Source organism: Pseudomonas sp. H2_D02 (genome assembly GCF_054677635.1).
The window spans coordinates 1,956,572-1,972,776 of record NZ_CP162816.1 but is presented as its reverse complement, the minus strand read 5'-3'; the positions used below and the strand labels follow the sequence as shown (position 1 = coordinate 1,972,776).

Genomic DNA, 16,205 nt, shown 5'->3' with positions numbered 1-16,205 from the left:
TTATACTGGCGAGTATGTTATTAATAGCAAACTCACCAGTCCAGTATTAAAAGCGAATAATGTCGAACAATCCTCTCCCTCCCAGCGGCCCCGGTCGCCCAAAGGATCTGGCCAAGCGCCAAGCCATTCTCGACGCCGCGAAACGTCTGTTCCTGAGCCTGGGTTACGCCAGTACCAGCATGGATGCCGTGGCGACCGAGGCCGGCGTGTCGAAGCTGACGGTCTACAGTCACTTCAACGACAAGGAAACCCTGTTTGCCGCCGCGGTGATTGCCAAATGCGAGGAGCAAGTTCCGACGCTTTTTTTCGAATGGCCTGATGGCGTTCCCATTGAGCACGTGTTGCTGAACATCGCCCGTGGTTTCAATCAACTGATCAACAGCGACGAATCGGTCAACCTGCATCGGTTGATGATTGCCTTGGGCAGCCAGGATCCGAAACTTTCGACGATTTTCTACGAGGCCGGCCCGCAACGCATGCTTTCAGGCATGGAGCGGTTACTGAGCAAGGTCAACCAGAGCGGCGCCTTGAGCATCGACAAACCGAGAAATGCCGCCGAACATTTCTTCTGCCTGATCAAGGGCGCGGCGAATTTCCGGTTGCTGTACGGCTGCGATGGGCCGCAGGACGCCGAGGCGGCCGAGGCTCATGTGCAGGAAGTGGTGGGGTTGTTTGTGCGGGCTTATCGGGCTTAGTTTTCCAGCGCCATCATTTCAGCATAGGAAGCCCCTTCGCGAGCAGGCTCGCGAACGAAGGCACCGCGATCTCAAGCCTTGAGCGCTTTCTTGGGATAGATATCGTACCGACTGGACTTGCCCTCAAGCCCATGACTCGGCTTCGGCCCTTCGATGCAAGGCGCCTTGCGCGGGCGCTTCACCACCACCCGGTGGGTCGCCAGCGCCAGTGCCGCGGCCAACAGCGCCGGGGCGTCATTGTCATCACCCACCAATGGCCGGAACAGGCGCATCTCTTTCTTCACCAGGGCGGTTTTCTCCCGATGAGGGAACATCGGGTCCAGGTAGATTACCTGGGGCGGCTCGCCTTCCCAGGTGCGCATCACCTCGATGGAATTGCCCTTGAGCAAACGCATGCGCGCCACGATCGGCGCCACGTCGAAATCCTCCGCGCCACGGGCCAGGCCATCTTCCAGCAAGGCGCCGATCAGCGGCTGGCGCTCGATCAGGCTCATTTCGCAGCCCAGGCTCGCCAGCACGAACGCGTCCTTGCCCAGCCCAGCCGTGGCGTCGAGTACCCGAGGACGCACACCTTGGGCGACACCGACGGCCTTGGCGATCATCTGGCCGCTGCCGCCGCCGTACAACCGACGATGGGCCGCGCCACCCTCGACGAAGTCCACCCGCACCGGTCCCGGCGCGTCCGGCCCCAGTTGCTGCAATTGCAAACCCTGCTCGCCAACCTGCAAGGCAAACTCGCCATCGTCTACTTGCAACGGCAGGCCAAGCCGCTCGGCCCATTGCTCGGCTTGCGCCTGGAAGGCCGGGGCCAGGGCCTCGACGTGGATGCGGCAGGCCGCGGGTTGCTCAATCATGAAAACACGCTCAAAAAATTAAGGATCGGCAAAAACGGCCGATAACAACGGTGAACGGCATTTTGCCAGAGCTGAGCGTCGACCGAGAAAAATGTCAGACATTCAATCCACATCGATAGGCGTTATCTCCCCTTACGGCGATTACAGCCTGCGTAACACCCAAGCGCTGAGCGGCGTCAGTCACCTGTGGCAGGATTTTTTCGCCCGGGCCCTGGCCGATCAGTTGGGTGAAAACGCACCGGCGCCAGGCAGCTACCAGCCCGTCGCCCTCGATGAAGCGGTTGAACCGACCCTCGGCGCCGAACTGCTGGAACACATCGTCAGCCAACGCACCTGCGACGTGACTGAGACCCAGGTCAAGCCACCCGAGCCGTTGTTCCTGCCGATCGCCGAGTTCGAACTTGACTTGCTGGACAAGCCGTTCCCACCCTTCCCGCCGGAAGAAATCGTCGCCCAGCAAAAGCAGCAGACCTTCGAGAGCAATTGGGTCCGCCCGATCGTTCTCACCGCCGGCCAACCCCTGCCAGAACCGGGCCCGGCACCACAACCGCGTCCGTTGCACCTGCCGATTGCCGAGTTCGAACTCGAGCTGTTGGACAAACCCTTCCCGCCGTTCCCGGAAGAGGAATTGGTGGCGCAGCAGAAACAACTCGATTTCGATACCCGTTGGGCACGGCCGATCGTGCTGCAGAACCTGCGCATCGCCGCCTGATTCTTACCGACAGATCCACCACGGCCCGACATCCAGATGAAAATGGTTGCGGTGCGCCGCGTTGTAGTCCGGACTCAACACCACACTGAACATGTCGCACGCGCCGTCGCGCACCTGCCGCAGGAACTGCGCATCGGTGTTGTCCTTCGGCCAATCCTTGAGCACGCTGACCGCGCGCCCATCGGCCAGGCGAAACCCGGCGATGTCGAGCGCGCTGGCGGTGGCATGCTGGCTGCGCGCGCCGCTTTCACGACCGTACATATTGCGACAGGCAAAGCTGCCCAAGTGATCGACCCGCGTGACCTTCTGCCCATAGACCGCCGTTGCCGCCGGCTGCAGCGCATGGCGCTCGAACAACGCGAAGGCCACGGCCAGCGGGCAACTGGCCAGGAAACTGCTGCTCAGCGCCACCTCGCCGCCCTGCACCCGCAACACATTGGTCAACGGACACGTCGTGTTGGCGCCGCTGTCCGCCTGGCGAGCGGTGCGAAGCCCTGACGTCGCAAGCGCCTGGTCGCACAGTTGCGGGTCGTTGCGCAGGGCCATCAGCTTGTAGCGGGTCAGCAGGTTCGGCGGGACGTTGACGTCCAACGGCGCCCAGGGATTCCATTGCGGCGGCACCGACAGCCAGCCGCGCCAAACCCCAAATACCGCAGCGCCAGCAACCAGCGCCAATACCATCAACACTTTGAAAAACCGCACGACAACGCCTCGGGCATCAACCCTTGAATAATTGATTGGCCTGACTGTACGGCATCGAGCGACGGGTGAAGGTGAACGTGCCCTGCTGCTGGATCTCCTCGGCAGCGCGGAAGAACTCGCCGTAGGCCGCCAGTGCCAGGGCCGATCCGACGCTGATGCGCTTGACGCCCAGTTCGCTCAACTGTGCCACGGTGAGGTCCAGCGCGCCGGACATCAGCACATTCACTGGCTTGGGCACCACGGCCCGGACCACCGCGAGGACTTGTTCGGCGCTGCTCAACCCCGGCGCGTAGAGCACGTCGGCACCTGCGTCGGCGAACGCCTTCAAGCGTCGAATGGTGTCGTCCAGGTCGGGTTTGCCGTGCAGGAAATTCTCCGCCCGGGCGGTCAGCAGGAACGGGAACGGCAGGCTGCGTACCGCGTCGGCCGCGGCCTTGACGCGCGCCACTGCGTGGTCGAAGCAATAGATCGGACTGTCCGGACGCCCGGTGGCGTCTTCGATCGAGCCCCCCACTGCCCCGGCTTCTGCCGCACGCAAGAGGCTGCGGGCACATTCTTCGGGCGCATCGGCAAAGCCATTTTCCAGATCGACCGCCACTGGCAGATCCGTGGCCGCCACGATTGCTCGCACGTTGGCCAGTGTGTCATCCAGGGCCAGCCCACCATCGGGTCTCGCCAGGGAAAAAGCGTAGCCGGCACTGGTGGTGGCCAAGGCTTCGAAGCCAAGGGTGGCGAGCATCTTGGCCGAACCGGCATCCCACGGATTGGGAATGACAAACGCCCCTTCACGCTCGTGCAAGGCCTTGAACACCTGGGCTCGCCGGGTTTGTGCATCCATGAAAGTCGCTCCTGAACTAAGGAAGAGATCGCCTCAGAGCAAACCCAGTTGCTCGGCGGCGGGTTCTCTATATAGCTCAGGCAGGGCCGGCAAGCCAGGCAAACGGCTCATCAAGCGGCTGTGAAAATGCATCGCGAGTCTTGCCGCCAGGAGGTTGTCGGCGGTGTGCAGGAACATGTACGGCGTGCGCCCTTCTTCGATCCACTCGGCGATTTTCTCCACCCAAGGCGTCAGGAACGGCTCGTTGGCCTCCACCACGGGATGGCCGACGAAGCGCACCTGTGGGCATTGGGTGAACGCTGCTGGCCGCGTAGGCACCCGTGGCTTTTTATATTGGGCATGGATCACTGAGGGATCGGTCGAGGCACAGCTGAACAAACCCCGTGGATCGAGGCAGATACGTTCCACGCCGCGATCGAGCAACAGGCGATTGAGCTGGCGCTCGGCATCGCCCTTGGCGAAGAACTCATCGTGACGGACCTCGACGGCCAACGGTCGCGGGAAAGCGTCGATGAAAGCTACCAGCTCTGATAGCCGATTGGGCGTGAACGCCTTGGACAGTTGCAGCCAGAACGGCGAAACCCGCTCGCCCAGCGGGCTGAGCAATTGAACGAAGGTTTCGGTGGCTGTCAGATGTTCGCGCAAGTCACCGCCGTGACTGATGTCGCCCGGAATCTTGGCCGTGAAACGAAAATGTTCGGGCATGATTTCCGCCCAGCGCTGGACGGTGGCCGCAGACGGGCTCGCATAGAAGGTCGTGTTGCCTTCCACGGCGTTGAAAACCTGGCTATAGAGATTCAGGAACTCGGAGCTCTTGGCGTCCTGGGGATAAAGATAATCGCGCCAGGCGTTTTCACTCCAGGACGGGCAGCCGAGGTAATAAGGCAACCGCATCAGATGTAGAGGTCGAGCCCCAGCACTTCCATATCCCAGTCGACAAAACCGGCAGTGCTCAAATAACTGGCAAGGGCCGTGGCGACACTGCGGCTCATGGCGCGGTGGTACAGCATGTCTTGCTGGCGGGCGGGGAGATTGCTCAGGCGTTGCGCGGAGGCTTTGGCGGCACGGGCGGCCAGTTGCTCTTCGGACGGAAGTTCCAGGTCGCCATCGATGTCATCGAAGGTTTCGGGCTCAGCGGTTTTACCCGCACGAGGCCGACGCTTGATGGGATAGGACTGTGATGAAACGCCGTCTATACGCATGACAAAATGCTCGGTATCAATGATGGCAATTTAGCGGCACATTCGCAGCCGCGCAAATGCGCAAGTGATAACTAGAACACATAAAGTCAAAAAGGTTTAAAAACGGGGTGAAAAAGTGACGACTGGCAAGGTTGGGTGTGACTTTTGGATCGGGCAATGACTTTTTGGCTGGAAGTCCAGGGGCTGAAGAATGCCTCGTGGCGAGGGGATTTATCCCCGCTGGGCGCGCAGCGCCCCCGACATTGTTTTGTCAGCCACACACTTGACGAGTGCTGCGCACTCGGGCGGGGATAAATCCCCTCGCCACAACTGCGCTCGCCTTTGGATGGGGTAATGCTTGTTTAGCGCTCGGACTTGGGCGTGGCGACCCTGTCCCGCAGGTAAACCGGCTGCGCCTCATCGGCCGCAATGGCCTCGCCGCGCTCCCAAGCGAAGCGTGCCAGCGCCAGCAGGTCTTCGGCATGGGGCAGCATCGACGCGTCCTGGCCGCCAACGCTGGCGCCGATCCGCTCGCCATAGCCCCACCCGGTACCGGCGCCGAACCAATCGCCACTCGCCTCTTCCGGCAATGCCGCCGACTCGGGTGGCAATACTGCTTCACGGCCCACCAGGCGCATCTCGCCATCGGTTTCGCGATAACAGCCCCAGTACACCTCGTCCATGCGTGCATCAATGGCAGCCGCCACCTGGCGCGCGCCGTGTTCGCGCAAGGCACGCTGGGCCAGCACCGCCAGGTTCGACACCGGCAATACCGGACGTTCCAGGGCAAAGGCCAGGCCCTGCACGACGCCAATGGCGATCCGCACGCCGGTGAACGCCCCGGGCCCACGGCCAAAGGCAATTGCGTCAACCGCTTGCAAGGTCGTCCCGGCGTCGCTCAACAACTGCTGGATCATTGGCAACAACTTCTGCGCGTGCAGGCGCGGGATCACCTCGTAATGGCTCGTAACCTTGCCGTCGTGCAGCAAGGCAACGGAGCAAGCTTCGGTCGCGGTGTCCAGGGCCAGCAAGGTGCTCATCGATGTGTCCGTAAATCAGGTGGGGAAAAAGTGCGCCAGTATAAACAACTACGGCCCGCAAGCGGGCCGTCGTCGATGCAACTGATCAGACTTTTCAGCTCAGCGCTTCAAGCACCTTGCCGGTGATCGCATCGACCGAGCCAACGCCCGGGATGTGGCTGTACTTCGGCTTGCCCTGGGCAGCGGACAGCTTCTGGTAGAAGTCCACCAGCGGCTTGGTCTGGGAATGGTAGACCGACAGGCGATGACGCACGGTTTCTTCAGTGTCGTCCTTGCGTTGCACCAGCTCGTCGCCAGTCACGTCGTCCTTGCCGGCGACCTTTGGCGGGTTGTAGACGGTGTGATAGACACGACCGGACGCTTCGTGAACGCGACGGCCGGCAATGCGCTGGACGATTTCTTCGTCATCTACCGCGATTTCGACCACGTGATCGAGCTCCACTCCGGCAGTCACCAGGGCTTCAGCCTGGGGAATGGTGCGCGGGAAACCGTCGAACAGGAAGCCATTGGCGCAGTCCGGTTGAGCGATGCGATCCTTGACCAGGGCGATGATCAGGTCATCCGACACCAGGCCGCCGGCATCCATGATGCTCTTGGCTTGAACACCCAATGGGGTGCCAGCCTTGACCGCGGCACGCAGCATGTCGCCGGTGGAGATTTGCGGGATACCGAATTTCTCGGTGATGAACTTTGCCTGAGTACCTTTACCGGCCCCGGGAGCTCCCAGCAGAATGACGCGCATCGATGTGCTCCTCAATTTTTTTATGTAAAACGCTCGGATTCGCCTCGTGGGGCCAATCTTCGAAAAACAGGATCGTGACCGCCCAAACGGTCAAAGGCTGCTCAAGATACACAGCAGGCCCGAGCCACACAAGCCGCCGAAAGTCGGAGGAACCCGCGCCCGACGCGACCTTTGTATGAGGTGGCGAGAGTCGCAACCGGGCAACAAACTGTCGCCTGGTCGACCTGCCCTTCCCCGCAAACGGCTACGCCCGGACGAACCGGGCGAGCTGTTTCACGCAACGCCCCGACGTCAACCGGTGTTGCGCAAACCGGCGGCGATCCCTGCCACAGACACCAGCAACGCCTGTTCCACGGGGCTGCCCTGGGCAACGTCCTGCTGCCGCGAACGCGCCAACAGTTCGGCCTGCAAGAGGTGCAGCGGGTCGAGGTAAGTGTTGCGCAAGCGAATGAATTCCAGCGTGTCTGGGCTATGTGCCAGTAGCTGCGACTGGCCGGTCAACCCCAGGACCACCGCGCACGCCTGCGACAATAGGTCGCGTAAATGCACGCCCAACGGCAGCAGTGCCGGCTCCACCAGACGCTCATCGTAGGACTGGGCAATGTCGGCGTCGGCCTTGGCCAGCACCATCTCCAGCATGTCGATGCGGGTACGGAAGAACGGCCACTGCTCGCGCATCTGCCCGAGCAACTCACCCTCACCCCGCTCCAACGCCTTGCCCAGGGCGGTTTCCCAACCGAGCCAGGCGGGCAGCATCAGGCGCGTCTGGGTCCAGCCGAAGATCCACGGAATCGCCCGTAGGCTTTCGATACCTCCGGCGCGGCGCTTGGCCGGGCGACTGCCCAGGGGCAGCCGGCCCAATTCCTGCTCCGGCGTGGACTGGCGGAAATACTCGACGAATTGCGGATTTTCCCGCACCACGGCGCGATAGGCTCGGACGCCGTCGGCGGCCAGCTCGTCCATCAAATGACGCCATTCTGGCGTGGGCGGCGGCGGTGGCAGCAGGGTCGCCTCCAGCACCGCAGCGAGATAAAGGTTGAGGTTCTGTTCGGCGATGTCTGGCAGGCCAAATTTGAAACGAATCATTTCGCCCTGTTCGGTGGTGCGGAACCGACCGGCCACCGAACCCGGCGGCTGGGACAGGATCGCCGCGTGCGCCGGGCCACCGCCACGGCCCACCGTGCCCCCGCGACCATGGAACAGCAGCAGTTCGACTTGCTGCTCGCGACAGATATCCACCAAGCGCTCCTGCGCCCGATATTGCGCCCAGGCCGCCGCCGTGGTGCCGGCGTCCTTGGCCGAATCGGAATAGCCGATCATCACTTCCTGAGGCCCTTGCAGGCGTGCACGGTAGCCGGGCAGCGACAAAAGACGCTCCATCACCGGACCGGCGTTATCCAGGTCGGCAAGGGTTTCAAACAGCGGCACCACCCGCATCGGCCGCAGCACGCCGGCTTCCTTGAGCAACAGCTGCACCGCCAGCACATCGGAAGCCGCGCCGGCCATGGAAATCACGTAGGAGCCCAAGGACGCCGCTGGCGCCGCCGCGACTTCCCGGCAGGTCGCCAGGACTTCGGCGGTATCGGCCGACGGCTTGAAATGCGGCGGCAACAACGGGCGACGGTTATTCAGCTCGTCCAGTAAGAAACCGATGCGCTGCTCTTCGTTCCATTCTTCATAGCGCCCAAGCCCGAGGTAATCGGTGATCTCGGTCATGGCCGTCGTATGGCGAGTCGAATCCTGGCGCACATCGAGGCGCACCAGGAACAGCCCGAACGTCACTGCACGGCGCAGGCAATCAAGCAGCGGCCCATCGGCAATCACGCCCATGCCGCATTCGTGCAGGGACTGGTAGCACAGCTCCAACGGATCGAGCAGCTCGCGGTTGTTCTGCAACACCTCGGCGCTGGCGGGCGTCGAGGCCTTCAACGAGGCCTGGGCCCAGTTGCGCGTGGCCCGCAGGCGCTCACGCAATTGCTTGAGCACCGCACGATAGGGTTCGGCGCTGTCGCCGGCCTGGGCGCGCAAAGCCGCGCTGGCGTTCTGCATGGACAGGTCGGCCGCCAGGTGATCGACATCGCGCAGATAAAGGTCCGCCGCCATCCAACGCGCCAGCAACAGCACTTCACGGGTGACCGCGGCGGTGACGTTCGGGTTGCCGTCGCGGTCGCCGCCCATCCACGAGGCAAAGCGGATCGGCGCGGCTTCCAGGGGCAAGCGCAGCCCGGTGGCGGCGTGAAGGGCCTGGTCGGCCTTGCGCAGGTAATTGGGGATGGCGTGCCACAGCGAATGCTCGATCACCGCGAAACCCCACTTGGCCTCGTCCACGGGCGTGGGCCGGGTCCGGCGAATTTCTTCGGTGTGCCAGGCTTCGGCGATCAACCGTTGCAAGCGCTGGTGGATTTGCGCGCGCTCGGCGCTGGTGAGGTCGCGGTGATCCTGGGCGGCCAATTGCGCAGCAATGGCGTCGTATTTCTGGATCAGCGTACGCCGGGCGACTTCGGTGGGGTGGGCGGTGAGAACCAGTTCGATGTCCAGCCGGCCCAATTGCCTGGCCAGCGATTCAGCGCTGTGGCCTTCGGCACGCAGGCGCGCCAGCAGTTCGGGCAGCACTCGCGCTTCGAACGGTGCAGGCTTGGATTCTTCGCGCCGATGAATCAATTGGTATTGCTCGGCGATGTTGGCCAAGTTGAGGAACTGGTTGAACGCCCGCGCCACCGGCAGCAGTTCATCCTCGCTCAACTGGTTGAGGCTGGCGCTCAACTCGGCGTCCATGGAACCACGGCGATCAGCCTTGGCGCCCTTGCGGATCTGCTCGATCTTGTCGAGAAAGGTGTCCCCGTACTGGTCGCGAATGGTGTTGCCCAGCAGCTCGCCGAGCAGGTGGACGTCCTCGCGCAAGCGGGCATCGATATCGGTCATCAGCAGTTCTCCAGCAAAAAGGTCCGGACAGCTTTGTAGGAGAGAGTGCCGATGCCAGTCGTTAATGACAAGCGACGAAGGGACTTTAAACCTTGTCAGGCAAAGCTAGTCTCATGGATAAGCCACACGACGGCTTGTCACTATCGCGCCCGCCAAAAGCAGGGCTATTGAGGTCATCATGAAAATCCGTGAGCTTGCCCAGCATTGGGAAGAAAACGCCAAGGGTCGCCTGACCCAGACCGGCTACACGATTCATCTCGACGTCGAGGCCGCGGCACGCCTGGCGGCCATCTGCGACATGTACCCCAAGCGCCACCCTGAAGAATTGCTCGGCGAGCTCATCGGCGCGGCACTGGAAGAGCTGGAAGCCAGCTTTCCCTACGTCAGGGGATCGCAGGTAGTGGCCACCGATGAAGAAGGCGATCCGCTGTACGAAGACGTCGGGCCGACCCCGCGGTTCCTCGCATTGTCCCGCCGCCATCTGCATGAACTTTCCTCGCAGAACGACAAATCCAAACACTGACTCCTGCCCCCTGTGGAGCTGCCGAGCGAAGCGAGGCTGCGATCGTTCTTCTGATACTCGAGTTCCGAGTGAAAGATCAAAAGATCGCAGCCCCGCTTCGCTCGGCAGTTCCTACACGCGCCTCGCCCAAAAAAATGCACGCCTCACGGCGCCCGTAATACCGCTGCACGCCTTGAAAGTTCAGCTTTTTTGCCCCTGACCGATCAGTCAGCAATTCTTTTGGCGAATGGCCATCCTTGCCTGAACTTTTGAAAAACGCCTCGGGTCACACCGAGTAACCATACTGGAACGGCCGTTTAAATAAACGCGCCCTGGCGCCCGCGCCAAAACAGACGTCACGGCTTCGGTCCCAGCATGGATTCGTGTTTTTTCAGGAGTTTTCCAATGGAGTTGAAGCCTATGAATACCTGCACTGCCAAACCCTCATCCACTGGCCTGCGCGGCCTGAAGTTGGCTGCCCTGGCTATCGGTAGCAGCTTCATCCTGGCCGGTTGTGCCGGCAATCCACCGTCGGAGCAATATGCGGTCACGCAATCGGCGGTCAACAGCGCCGTCAGCGCCGGTGGCACCGAGTTCGCCGCGGTGGAAATGAAATCGGCCCAGGACAAACTCAAGCAAGCCGAAATCGCCATGCACGACGAGAACTACGAAGAGGCCAAGCGTCTGGCCGAACAGGCCGAATGGGATGCCCGCGTCGCTGAGCGCAAGGCCCAGGCCGCCAAGGCCGAACAGGCTCTCAAGGACTCTCAGAAAGGGGTTCAGGAACTGCGTCAGGAAGGCATGAACAAGGTTCAGTAAACCGCTCACGCCACGACGTATTTCTCATCGATAAAAGGACGACAGACTATGACGCACAAACATTTCATGATGCCCGCCCTGCTTGCCGCCTGCGTAGCCCTGGCCGCTTGCTCCCACGATCCGAACGCGAACCTGGAACAGGCCCGCACCAACTACAACGGGCTGCAGGCCGATCCGGCGGCGACCAAAGTGGCTGCGCTCGAAACCAAGGACGCCGCCGATTTCCTGGCCAAGGCCGACAAGGCCTACCTGGATAACGAAGACGAAGCCAAGGTCGACCAGTTGGCCTACCTGACCAACCAGCGTGTCGAAGTGGCCAAGCAGACCATCGCCCTGCGCAACGCCGAAGCCGAACTGAAAAACGCCGGTGACGAACGCGCCCGTGCATTGCTGGAAGCCCGTAACGCGCAGATCAAGCAGTTGCAGGACAGCCTCAACGCCAAGCAGACCGAGCGCGGTACCCTGGTGACCTTCGGCGACGTGCTGTTTGCCACCAACAAATCCGACCTGCGCACCAGCGGCATGACCAACGTGAGCAAGCTTGCGCAATTCCTCCAGGAAAATCCGGATCGCAAGGTGATCATCGAAGGCTACACCGACAGCACCGGCTCGGACTCCTACAACCAGTCGCTGTCCGAGCGCCGTGCCAGCTCAGTGCGCACGGCCCTGGTGAAAATGGGTGTCGATCCAGCCCGCATCGTGACCCAGGGTTACGGCAAGGAATTTCCGGTCGCCGACAACACCAGCGTCTCGGGCCGCGCCATGAACCGTCGCGTGGAAGTGACCATCTCCAACGACAACCAGCCCGTAGCCCCGCGTTCGACCATGAGCGCCAACTGATCGGGTGAATGAAACGAAAAGCCCCGCCTGGTTTCGTCAGGCGGGGCTTTTTCATGGCCGCATATATTTGGCTGTACCCCTTCCCTGTGGGAGCGAGCTTGCTCGCGATGGCGGTGGGACAGGCACCATCTCTGTTGACTGTAATGCCGCTATCGCGAGCAAGCTCGCTCCCACAAGGGATAGCGGTGTCCTTGAGATTGGATTACGGCTGCAGTTTTTGCGGGGTTTCCTGCCCCATGCACCGCACTGCACGCTTCTTCTCGTTGATCAGCACGCCGGTCAGGCCTTTCTGCTCGGTGTCGAACAACACCAGCACGCCATCGATGCACTGGGCGACCTGCGGCGCCGGCTCCAGGGAGACCTTGTAGTCCTCGCCCGGCACGGTCTTGAGCATGGTGAACTGGTTGAGCAGCAACGCATCCTCGGGCTTGGCGAAATGCAGGTAGCCGTAGTACCACAGCACCGCGACAGTGCCGAGGATGCTGCAGATACCGGTGATGATCAGGGGGATGGCGTTACGTTCTTCGCTCATTGCGGGTTCTCGGATGGTTCAACAGGGGATTTCGGGTAGTTCGGAATTTCACCCAGGCGGCGCAGGCCATCGAAATGCCGGGGGTCGTCGAGGTAGCGCAGCATCACGGTTCGCCAGGTCGGATCGGCGAAGGTCTGCACATGCCCGCCACGGGTCAGTTGCAACACCCGGGGCGGCGGCGCAGCTTGATACAAGCGGATGCCGTTGGAAAGAGGCACGATCGGGTCATCGAGGCTGTGGTAGATCAGTTTTGGCACGCCGTTCAATTGCGCGATCGAGCCGATGGCGCTGTCACCGTCCGGCACCAGCCACGACAGCGGCACTTGGAACGCCCAGGTCAGCCACGACGTGCCGAGGGCGAAACGCCCGACATCGCGGTAGCTGGCGGGCACCCCGTCCAGTACCAAAGCCTTGAGCTGCTGCTGGCGCTGGGGATGCTCGACCAGGTAATGCACCGCCAATGCGCCACCCAGGCTCTGGCCGAGCAGCACCAACGGCTTGCCCCTGACCTCGGGCGCATCGTCGAGCCATTTGAATGCCGCATCGATGTCCTGGTAAATCGCCGGCAGGCTCGGCTCGCCTTCGGAAACGCCATAGCCACGGTAATCGACCATCAACACCTGATAACCCTGCTCCGGCAACCACCAGCTCCCACCGAGGTGCCAGGCCAGGTTGCCGCCATTGCCGTGCAGGTGCAGCACCGTGCCCTTGACCTCGACACCCGGCTTCACCGGCAGCCACCAGCCACGCAGCTTCAGCCCATCAGCAGTGGTCAGGGTGACGTCGCGGTATTCGAGCTTGGCCCGCTCCGGCGTGAACGGCAGGCCGCGTTCCGGGTAGAACAGCAAGGAGCTGCAACCGCCCAGGGCCAGCAGCAGGCAAATGATGCCGAGGTTTCGCATCCGGTGAAGCCTCGCAAGTTAGGACTAAACGCCGTCTTGTGGGAGCGAGCAGGCTCGCTCCCACAAGGAATGAGGTGTGGTTAAAGGATGTTCGAATAATCCGCTTCGATCCGATCCAGGCTCAGGTGGTTCAAGAAGTTGGAGAAGCACATCCAGGCCGACAGCGCATTCATGTCACGGAACTGCTCGGGCAGGTATTTCGGCGGTACGACCAGGCCTTCATCCACCAACTGGCGCAACGTACGCATGTCCTCCAGGGTGGTCTTGCCGCAGAACAGCAGCGGCACCTGCTCCAGCTTGCCTTTGCGCACGGCGAGCTGAATGTAGTTGTAAACCATGATGAAGCCCTTGAGGTAGGACAAGTCTTTGGTGAATGGCAGACCGGTCGGCACCGAGCCACGGAACACCCGGCTGGCGTTGCCGTAGCTTTCGGCCATTTCAAAACCCTGTTCGCGGAAGAACTCGAACACCTGCAGGAAATCGGCCCCCTCCTCCACCATATGAATGGCCCGGGTGCGGTTGGTGAGCTTGCGCAGGCGACTCGGGTAGGAGGCGAAGGTGATGATTTCCATGAGGATCGCCAGGCCTTCCTGGGTCACCGTCGACGAGGGCGGCCCTTTGGACAGGAAGGTGCAGATCGGCTGGTTCAAGCCATTGAGGGTGGTGCCGACGTGGACCAGCCCTTCGTGAACCTCAAGTGCACGCACGTCGCGCTCGTTGAACATCGCGTCGGTGCGGATCTTGATGTAGTCGGCGCCCGCCGCCGCGTCAGCAACGATGCCGTCGGACTCGAACACGCGGATGGTTTCCTCGGCTTCGCCGAACACCCGGTTGAGACGATGTTGCAACAGGCCGACGGCTTCCTTGGCGCTGAGCACCTTGGGTTCGTCCTTGAGGTCGCCACGGCCGTCGATGTTATTCAGGTAATCGGAGAGCATCAGGCCCAGGTCGGCCAGGGTCGGGTCGCCAGCGTGGAAGGCGTCGGAGGCGGCGCCGTACAGTTCCTGGGAGATCAGCCCGAAATCCTCGGTACCGCGCGCTTCGAGCATGCGCACCACCATGCGGTATTCCTTGCACATGCGGCGCATGATCTGGCCAACCGGGTTGAACTGCCCGAGCTGGCGGGTGATGTCGCGCTCGATGTTCTGGAACTCCAGCTTCACTTTGCTGGAGTCGAACGACAGGGGGCGGTTGAGGTAATAATCGCGGTCCACCGCCGGCAGTTCCTTGCCCTTGGCCTTGAGAAACCCCTTGCGGACGTTCTCGTCCCACTTCACCGCGTCGAGAATGCGAATCGGCGTCTGCGCCAGCACAATGCGATCGGACAAGGTGCGTATCGTCTGCTGGTAATCGTCCACCCGGAACTCCTGTGAAAAAACGTCCGCTTATAACCGTTATTGGGATTTGACCAGTCGCTGGTAGCGCACGGCTTCCGAGAACACGTCGGAATTGGCCGGGTCATCGAGGTAGCTGAAAACCTTGCTCATGTCGCTGTCCACCAGCACGCCATCACCCTCTTCGCTCGGGTTCGGCTGGCCGCTGAGGAGCTTCTGGCCGATGGCCTGGTTGATCTGTTCCATGTCCAGGTTGTAGACCACCAGTTCCTGCTTGTCGGTCAGTTCGAAACCGGCGATGACGAAATGTCCGCCAAACCGGGCCGGCACTTTTGCCGACAGGTACCAGCGGCTGCCGTGGCGAGAGACCGTCAGGGGAATGGCTTCGCGCTCCTGGGGCCTGGCCCTGAAGTAACTGATGGCCTGGTAGTGGTGCTTGCCGACTTCCGTCAGTTCCAGGTTCAACGGTTCGCCCCAGGCGTTGGTGCTGGTCCAGTGGCCGAGCAGGCCCTTGGGCGCGGCTTCGCTGTCGGGCAATGGCGCCTTGAACGACACCAGGCAACCACTGAGCAACAGCAACGAAACGGCCAGTACAACGGCACGCCAGGCTTTCATTGAAACTCCCTATGGTCTGTGGCGAGGGGATTTATCCCCGCTGGGCTGCGAAGCAGCCCCCTTTGCAGTCAGCTCCGTTAGCCAGATGTACCGAGTTGGCTGGTTTTGGGGCCGCTTCGCAGCCCAACGGGGATAAATCCCCTCGCCACAGGGGACTGTGGTAACCCTAAAAGGGCTACACCGACGCCAGTACCAAGTGCATGTAGCGGGTCAGGATGCCGAGCATGTCTTCTTCGGCTACCGGCTCGGCGCCATTGAGCAAGCCCTGATATTCCATCCGTCCGATAATCGCCGTCAACACTTTGGCATCCTGTTGCGGCTCGCGCGAGCCCAGAACCTGGAAAAACTGACACGTGCCGTGCAACAGGATTTGCTGATGAGAGCGTACCAGCACCGCCAGTCGCGGGTTGAGCAACGCTTCCTGGCGGAACGCTTGTTCGGCCATCAGGTAGTCGCGACGGCTCTGCAGTTGATGCTGCACGTAATCAGCGGTCATCCGCGCGATGTCGTCGGCCAATTGCGAGCGCGACTCGGCGCTGCCGTCCCCATAGGCGACCATCTCGCGCAGCAAGCCCTCGTTATTGGCCCACAACTTGGCCATGAAGGCCGCGCTGCGCTCCACGTATTGGGCGAAGGTATCGGTGAGCAGGTCATCGATGTCCTTGAAGTAATACGTGGTGGCCGACAGCGGCACGCCCGCTTCGGCGGCCACCGCGCGGTGTCGCACCGCCCGCACGCCATCGCGCACGACAATGCGCATGGCCGCGTCGAGAATCTTCTGTCGGCGCTGTTCACTGCCCTGTCGGCTGGCCTTGCGACCTTGGTACTGAACACTTTCAGCCACAGCAGTGGCGACGCCCGCTGCACCTTCTTGAGCCATTGCACGATTCACGACAGGTCTTTCCTCGCAATTTCAGAAGTAACCAATTGATACGTTTGTACCAGACAGGCAATAAAAAGCCGCCCATCGAGGCG

18 protein-coding genes are annotated in these 16,205 nt (G+C 61.8%); 5 read left to right on the top strand and 13 right to left on the bottom strand.

Annotated features, from left to right (window positions below):
• Nucleotides 1-59 precede the first annotated feature (59 nt).
• On the top strand, nucleotides 60-695 hold the full coding sequence (locus tag AB4N42_RS09095) for a TetR/AcrR family transcriptional regulator (RefSeq protein WP_460116117.1): 636 nt from the start codon (nucleotides 60-62) through the stop codon (nucleotides 693-695).
• Nucleotides 696-766: 71 nt separating this feature from the next.
• Here the strand turns inward: AB4N42_RS09095 and AB4N42_RS09090 are convergent, their stop codons facing one another.
• Nucleotides 767-1,549 carry a class I SAM-dependent methyltransferase gene (locus AB4N42_RS09090; RefSeq protein ID WP_460116116.1) on the bottom strand — a complete coding sequence of 261 codons (783 nt, stop codon included), beginning with the start codon at nucleotides 1,547-1,549 and terminating at the stop codon, nucleotides 767-769.
• Between the two features lie 91 nt (nucleotides 1,550-1,640).
• Between AB4N42_RS09090 and AB4N42_RS09085 the strand changes: the two genes are divergently transcribed.
• Nucleotides 1,641-2,261: a hypothetical protein gene (locus tag AB4N42_RS09085; protein ID WP_030139514.1), complete on the top strand. Its 621-nt coding sequence runs from the start codon at nucleotides 1,641-1,643 to the stop codon at nucleotides 2,259-2,261.
• A gap of 3 nt (nucleotides 2,262-2,264) precedes the next feature.
• Here AB4N42_RS09085 and AB4N42_RS09080 read toward each other — a convergent pair whose 3' ends face one another.
• From AB4N42_RS09080 to ppc, 7 genes are all read right to left on the bottom strand, one after another.
• Nucleotides 2,265-2,963: an extensin-like domain-containing protein gene (locus AB4N42_RS09080; RefSeq protein ID WP_030139515.1), complete on the bottom strand. Its 699-nt coding sequence runs from the start codon at nucleotides 2,961-2,963 to the stop codon at nucleotides 2,265-2,267.
• 16 nt (nucleotides 2,964-2,979) lie between these two features.
• Nucleotides 2,980-3,801 carry an isocitrate lyase/PEP mutase family protein gene (locus tag AB4N42_RS09075; RefSeq protein WP_460116115.1) on the bottom strand — a complete coding sequence of 274 codons (822 nt, stop codon included), beginning with the start codon at nucleotides 3,799-3,801 and terminating at the stop codon, nucleotides 2,980-2,982.
• Nucleotides 3,802-3,834: 33 nt separating this feature from the next.
• A complete protein-coding gene (locus AB4N42_RS09070) occupies nucleotides 3,835-4,695 on the bottom strand; it encodes a DUF72 domain-containing protein (protein ID WP_460116114.1) in 861 nt (286 codons plus the stop codon).
• Nucleotides 4,695-5,003 carry a hypothetical protein gene (locus tag AB4N42_RS09065; RefSeq protein WP_407683785.1) on the bottom strand — a complete coding sequence of 103 codons (309 nt, stop codon included), beginning with the start codon at nucleotides 5,001-5,003 and terminating at the stop codon, nucleotides 4,695-4,697. Before AB4N42_RS09065 ends, AB4N42_RS09070 begins: the two co-directional genes overlap by 1 nt.
• A gap of 341 nt (nucleotides 5,004-5,344) precedes the next feature.
• Nucleotides 5,345-6,022: a tRNA (adenosine(37)-N6)-threonylcarbamoyltransferase complex dimerization subunit type 1 TsaB gene (tsaB, locus tag AB4N42_RS09060; protein ID WP_198796330.1), complete on the bottom strand. Its 678-nt coding sequence runs from the start codon at nucleotides 6,020-6,022 to the stop codon at nucleotides 5,345-5,347.
• A gap of 94 nt (nucleotides 6,023-6,116) precedes the next feature.
• Nucleotides 6,117-6,764, bottom strand: a complete 648-nt coding sequence (gene adk / locus AB4N42_RS09055) for an adenylate kinase (RefSeq protein WP_030139520.1) — start codon at nucleotides 6,762-6,764, stop codon at nucleotides 6,117-6,119.
• A gap of 291 nt (nucleotides 6,765-7,055) precedes the next feature.
• Nucleotides 7,056-9,686, bottom strand: a complete 2,631-nt coding sequence (ppc, locus tag AB4N42_RS09050) for a phosphoenolpyruvate carboxylase (protein WP_334598258.1) — start codon at nucleotides 9,684-9,686, stop codon at nucleotides 7,056-7,058.
• Nucleotides 9,687-9,864: 178 nt separating this feature from the next.
• Here ppc and AB4N42_RS09045 point away from each other — a divergent pair, with 178 nt between their 5' ends.
• The 3 genes from AB4N42_RS09045 to AB4N42_RS09035 all read left to right on the top strand — a co-directional run bounded on the left by AB4N42_RS09045 (nucleotide 9,865) and on the right by AB4N42_RS09035 (nucleotide 11,847).
• Nucleotides 9,865-10,209 (top strand): hypothetical protein, encoded by a 345-nt coding sequence (locus AB4N42_RS09045; protein WP_030139522.1) that lies wholly within the window; start codon nucleotides 9,865-9,867, stop codon nucleotides 10,207-10,209.
• Between the two features lie 384 nt (nucleotides 10,210-10,593).
• Nucleotides 10,594-11,007 carry a DUF4398 domain-containing protein gene (locus tag AB4N42_RS09040; protein WP_014336761.1) on the top strand — a complete coding sequence of 138 codons (414 nt, stop codon included), beginning with the start codon at nucleotides 10,594-10,596 and terminating at the stop codon, nucleotides 11,005-11,007.
• 48 nt (nucleotides 11,008-11,055) lie between these two features.
• Nucleotides 11,056-11,847, top strand: coding sequence for an OmpA family protein (locus tag AB4N42_RS09035; RefSeq protein WP_198796327.1), 792 nt, complete (start codon nucleotides 11,056-11,058; stop codon nucleotides 11,845-11,847).
• 202 nt (nucleotides 11,848-12,049) lie between these two features.
• Here the strand turns inward: AB4N42_RS09035 and AB4N42_RS09030 are convergent, their stop codons facing one another.
• From AB4N42_RS09030 to AB4N42_RS09010, 5 genes are all read right to left on the bottom strand, one after another.
• Complete coding sequence (locus AB4N42_RS09030; protein WP_030139524.1) at nucleotides 12,050-12,379, bottom strand: hypothetical protein; 330 nt, start codon at nucleotides 12,377-12,379, stop codon at nucleotides 12,050-12,052.
• On the bottom strand, nucleotides 12,376-13,281 hold the full coding sequence (locus tag AB4N42_RS09025; RefSeq protein WP_460116113.1) for an alpha/beta hydrolase: 906 nt from the start codon (nucleotides 13,279-13,281) through the stop codon (nucleotides 12,376-12,378). The genes AB4N42_RS09030 and AB4N42_RS09025 overlap by 4 nt, the downstream gene beginning before the upstream one ends.
• Before the next feature lie 80 nt (nucleotides 13,282-13,361).
• A complete protein-coding gene (locus AB4N42_RS09020) occupies nucleotides 13,362-14,639 on the bottom strand; it encodes a flavohemoglobin expression-modulating QEGLA motif protein (RefSeq protein ID WP_198796326.1) in 1,278 nt (425 codons plus the stop codon).
• A 36-nt stretch (nucleotides 14,640-14,675) separates the two neighbouring features.
• A complete protein-coding gene (locus AB4N42_RS09015; RefSeq protein WP_030139527.1) occupies nucleotides 14,676-15,230 on the bottom strand; it encodes a hypothetical protein in 555 nt (184 codons plus the stop codon).
• A 175-nt stretch (nucleotides 15,231-15,405) separates the two neighbouring features.
• Nucleotides 15,406-16,122, bottom strand: coding sequence for a TetR/AcrR family transcriptional regulator (locus AB4N42_RS09010; protein WP_030139528.1), 717 nt, complete (start codon nucleotides 16,120-16,122; stop codon nucleotides 15,406-15,408).
• Between the last annotated feature and the right edge of the window lie 83 nt (nucleotides 16,123-16,205).

What these genes read in the sequence shown, in the direction of transcription:
- AB4N42_RS09035 (WP_198796327.1), top strand. Translation starts at nt 11,056, where the DNA reads ATGACGCACAAACATTTCATGATGCCCGCCCTGCTTGCCGCCTGCGTA.
- adk (WP_030139520.1), bottom strand. Translation starts at nt 6,764, where the DNA reads ATGCGCGTCATTCTGCTGGGAGCTCCCGGGGCCGGTAAAGGTACTCAG.
- AB4N42_RS09085 (WP_030139514.1), top strand. Translation starts at nt 1,641, where the DNA reads ATGTCAGACATTCAATCCACATCGATAGGCGTTATCTCCCCTTACGGC.
- tsaB (WP_198796330.1), bottom strand. Translation starts at nt 6,022, where the DNA reads ATGAGCACCTTGCTGGCCCTGGACACCGCGACCGAAGCTTGCTCCGTT.
- AB4N42_RS09065 (WP_407683785.1), bottom strand. Translation starts at nt 5,003, where the DNA reads ATGCGTATAGACGGCGTTTCATCACAGTCCTATCCCATCAAGCGTCGG.
- AB4N42_RS09095 (WP_460116117.1), top strand. Translation starts at nt 60, where the DNA reads ATGTCGAACAATCCTCTCCCTCCCAGCGGCCCCGGTCGCCCAAAGGAT.
- AB4N42_RS09075 (WP_460116115.1), bottom strand. Translation starts at nt 3,801, where the DNA reads ATGGATGCACAAACCCGGCGAGCCCAGGTGTTCAAGGCCTTGCACGAG.
- AB4N42_RS09040 (WP_014336761.1), top strand. Translation starts at nt 10,594, where the DNA reads ATGGAGTTGAAGCCTATGAATACCTGCACTGCCAAACCCTCATCCACT.
- AB4N42_RS09045 (WP_030139522.1), top strand. Translation starts at nt 9,865, where the DNA reads ATGAAAATCCGTGAGCTTGCCCAGCATTGGGAAGAAAACGCCAAGGGT.
- AB4N42_RS09015 (WP_030139527.1), bottom strand. Translation starts at nt 15,230, where the DNA reads ATGAAAGCCTGGCGTGCCGTTGTACTGGCCGTTTCGTTGCTGTTGCTC.
- AB4N42_RS09030 (WP_030139524.1), bottom strand. Translation starts at nt 12,379, where the DNA reads ATGAGCGAAGAACGTAACGCCATCCCCCTGATCATCACCGGTATCTGC.
- AB4N42_RS09070 (WP_460116114.1), bottom strand. Translation starts at nt 4,695, where the DNA reads ATGCGGTTGCCTTATTACCTCGGCTGCCCGTCCTGGAGTGAAAACGCC.
- ppc (WP_334598258.1), bottom strand. Translation starts at nt 9,686, where the DNA reads ATGACCGATATCGATGCCCGCTTGCGCGAGGACGTCCACCTGCTCGGC.
- AB4N42_RS09090 (WP_460116116.1), bottom strand. Translation starts at nt 1,549, where the DNA reads ATGATTGAGCAACCCGCGGCCTGCCGCATCCACGTCGAGGCCCTGGCC.
- AB4N42_RS09025 (WP_460116113.1), bottom strand. Translation starts at nt 13,281, where the DNA reads ATGCGAAACCTCGGCATCATTTGCCTGCTGCTGGCCCTGGGCGGTTGC.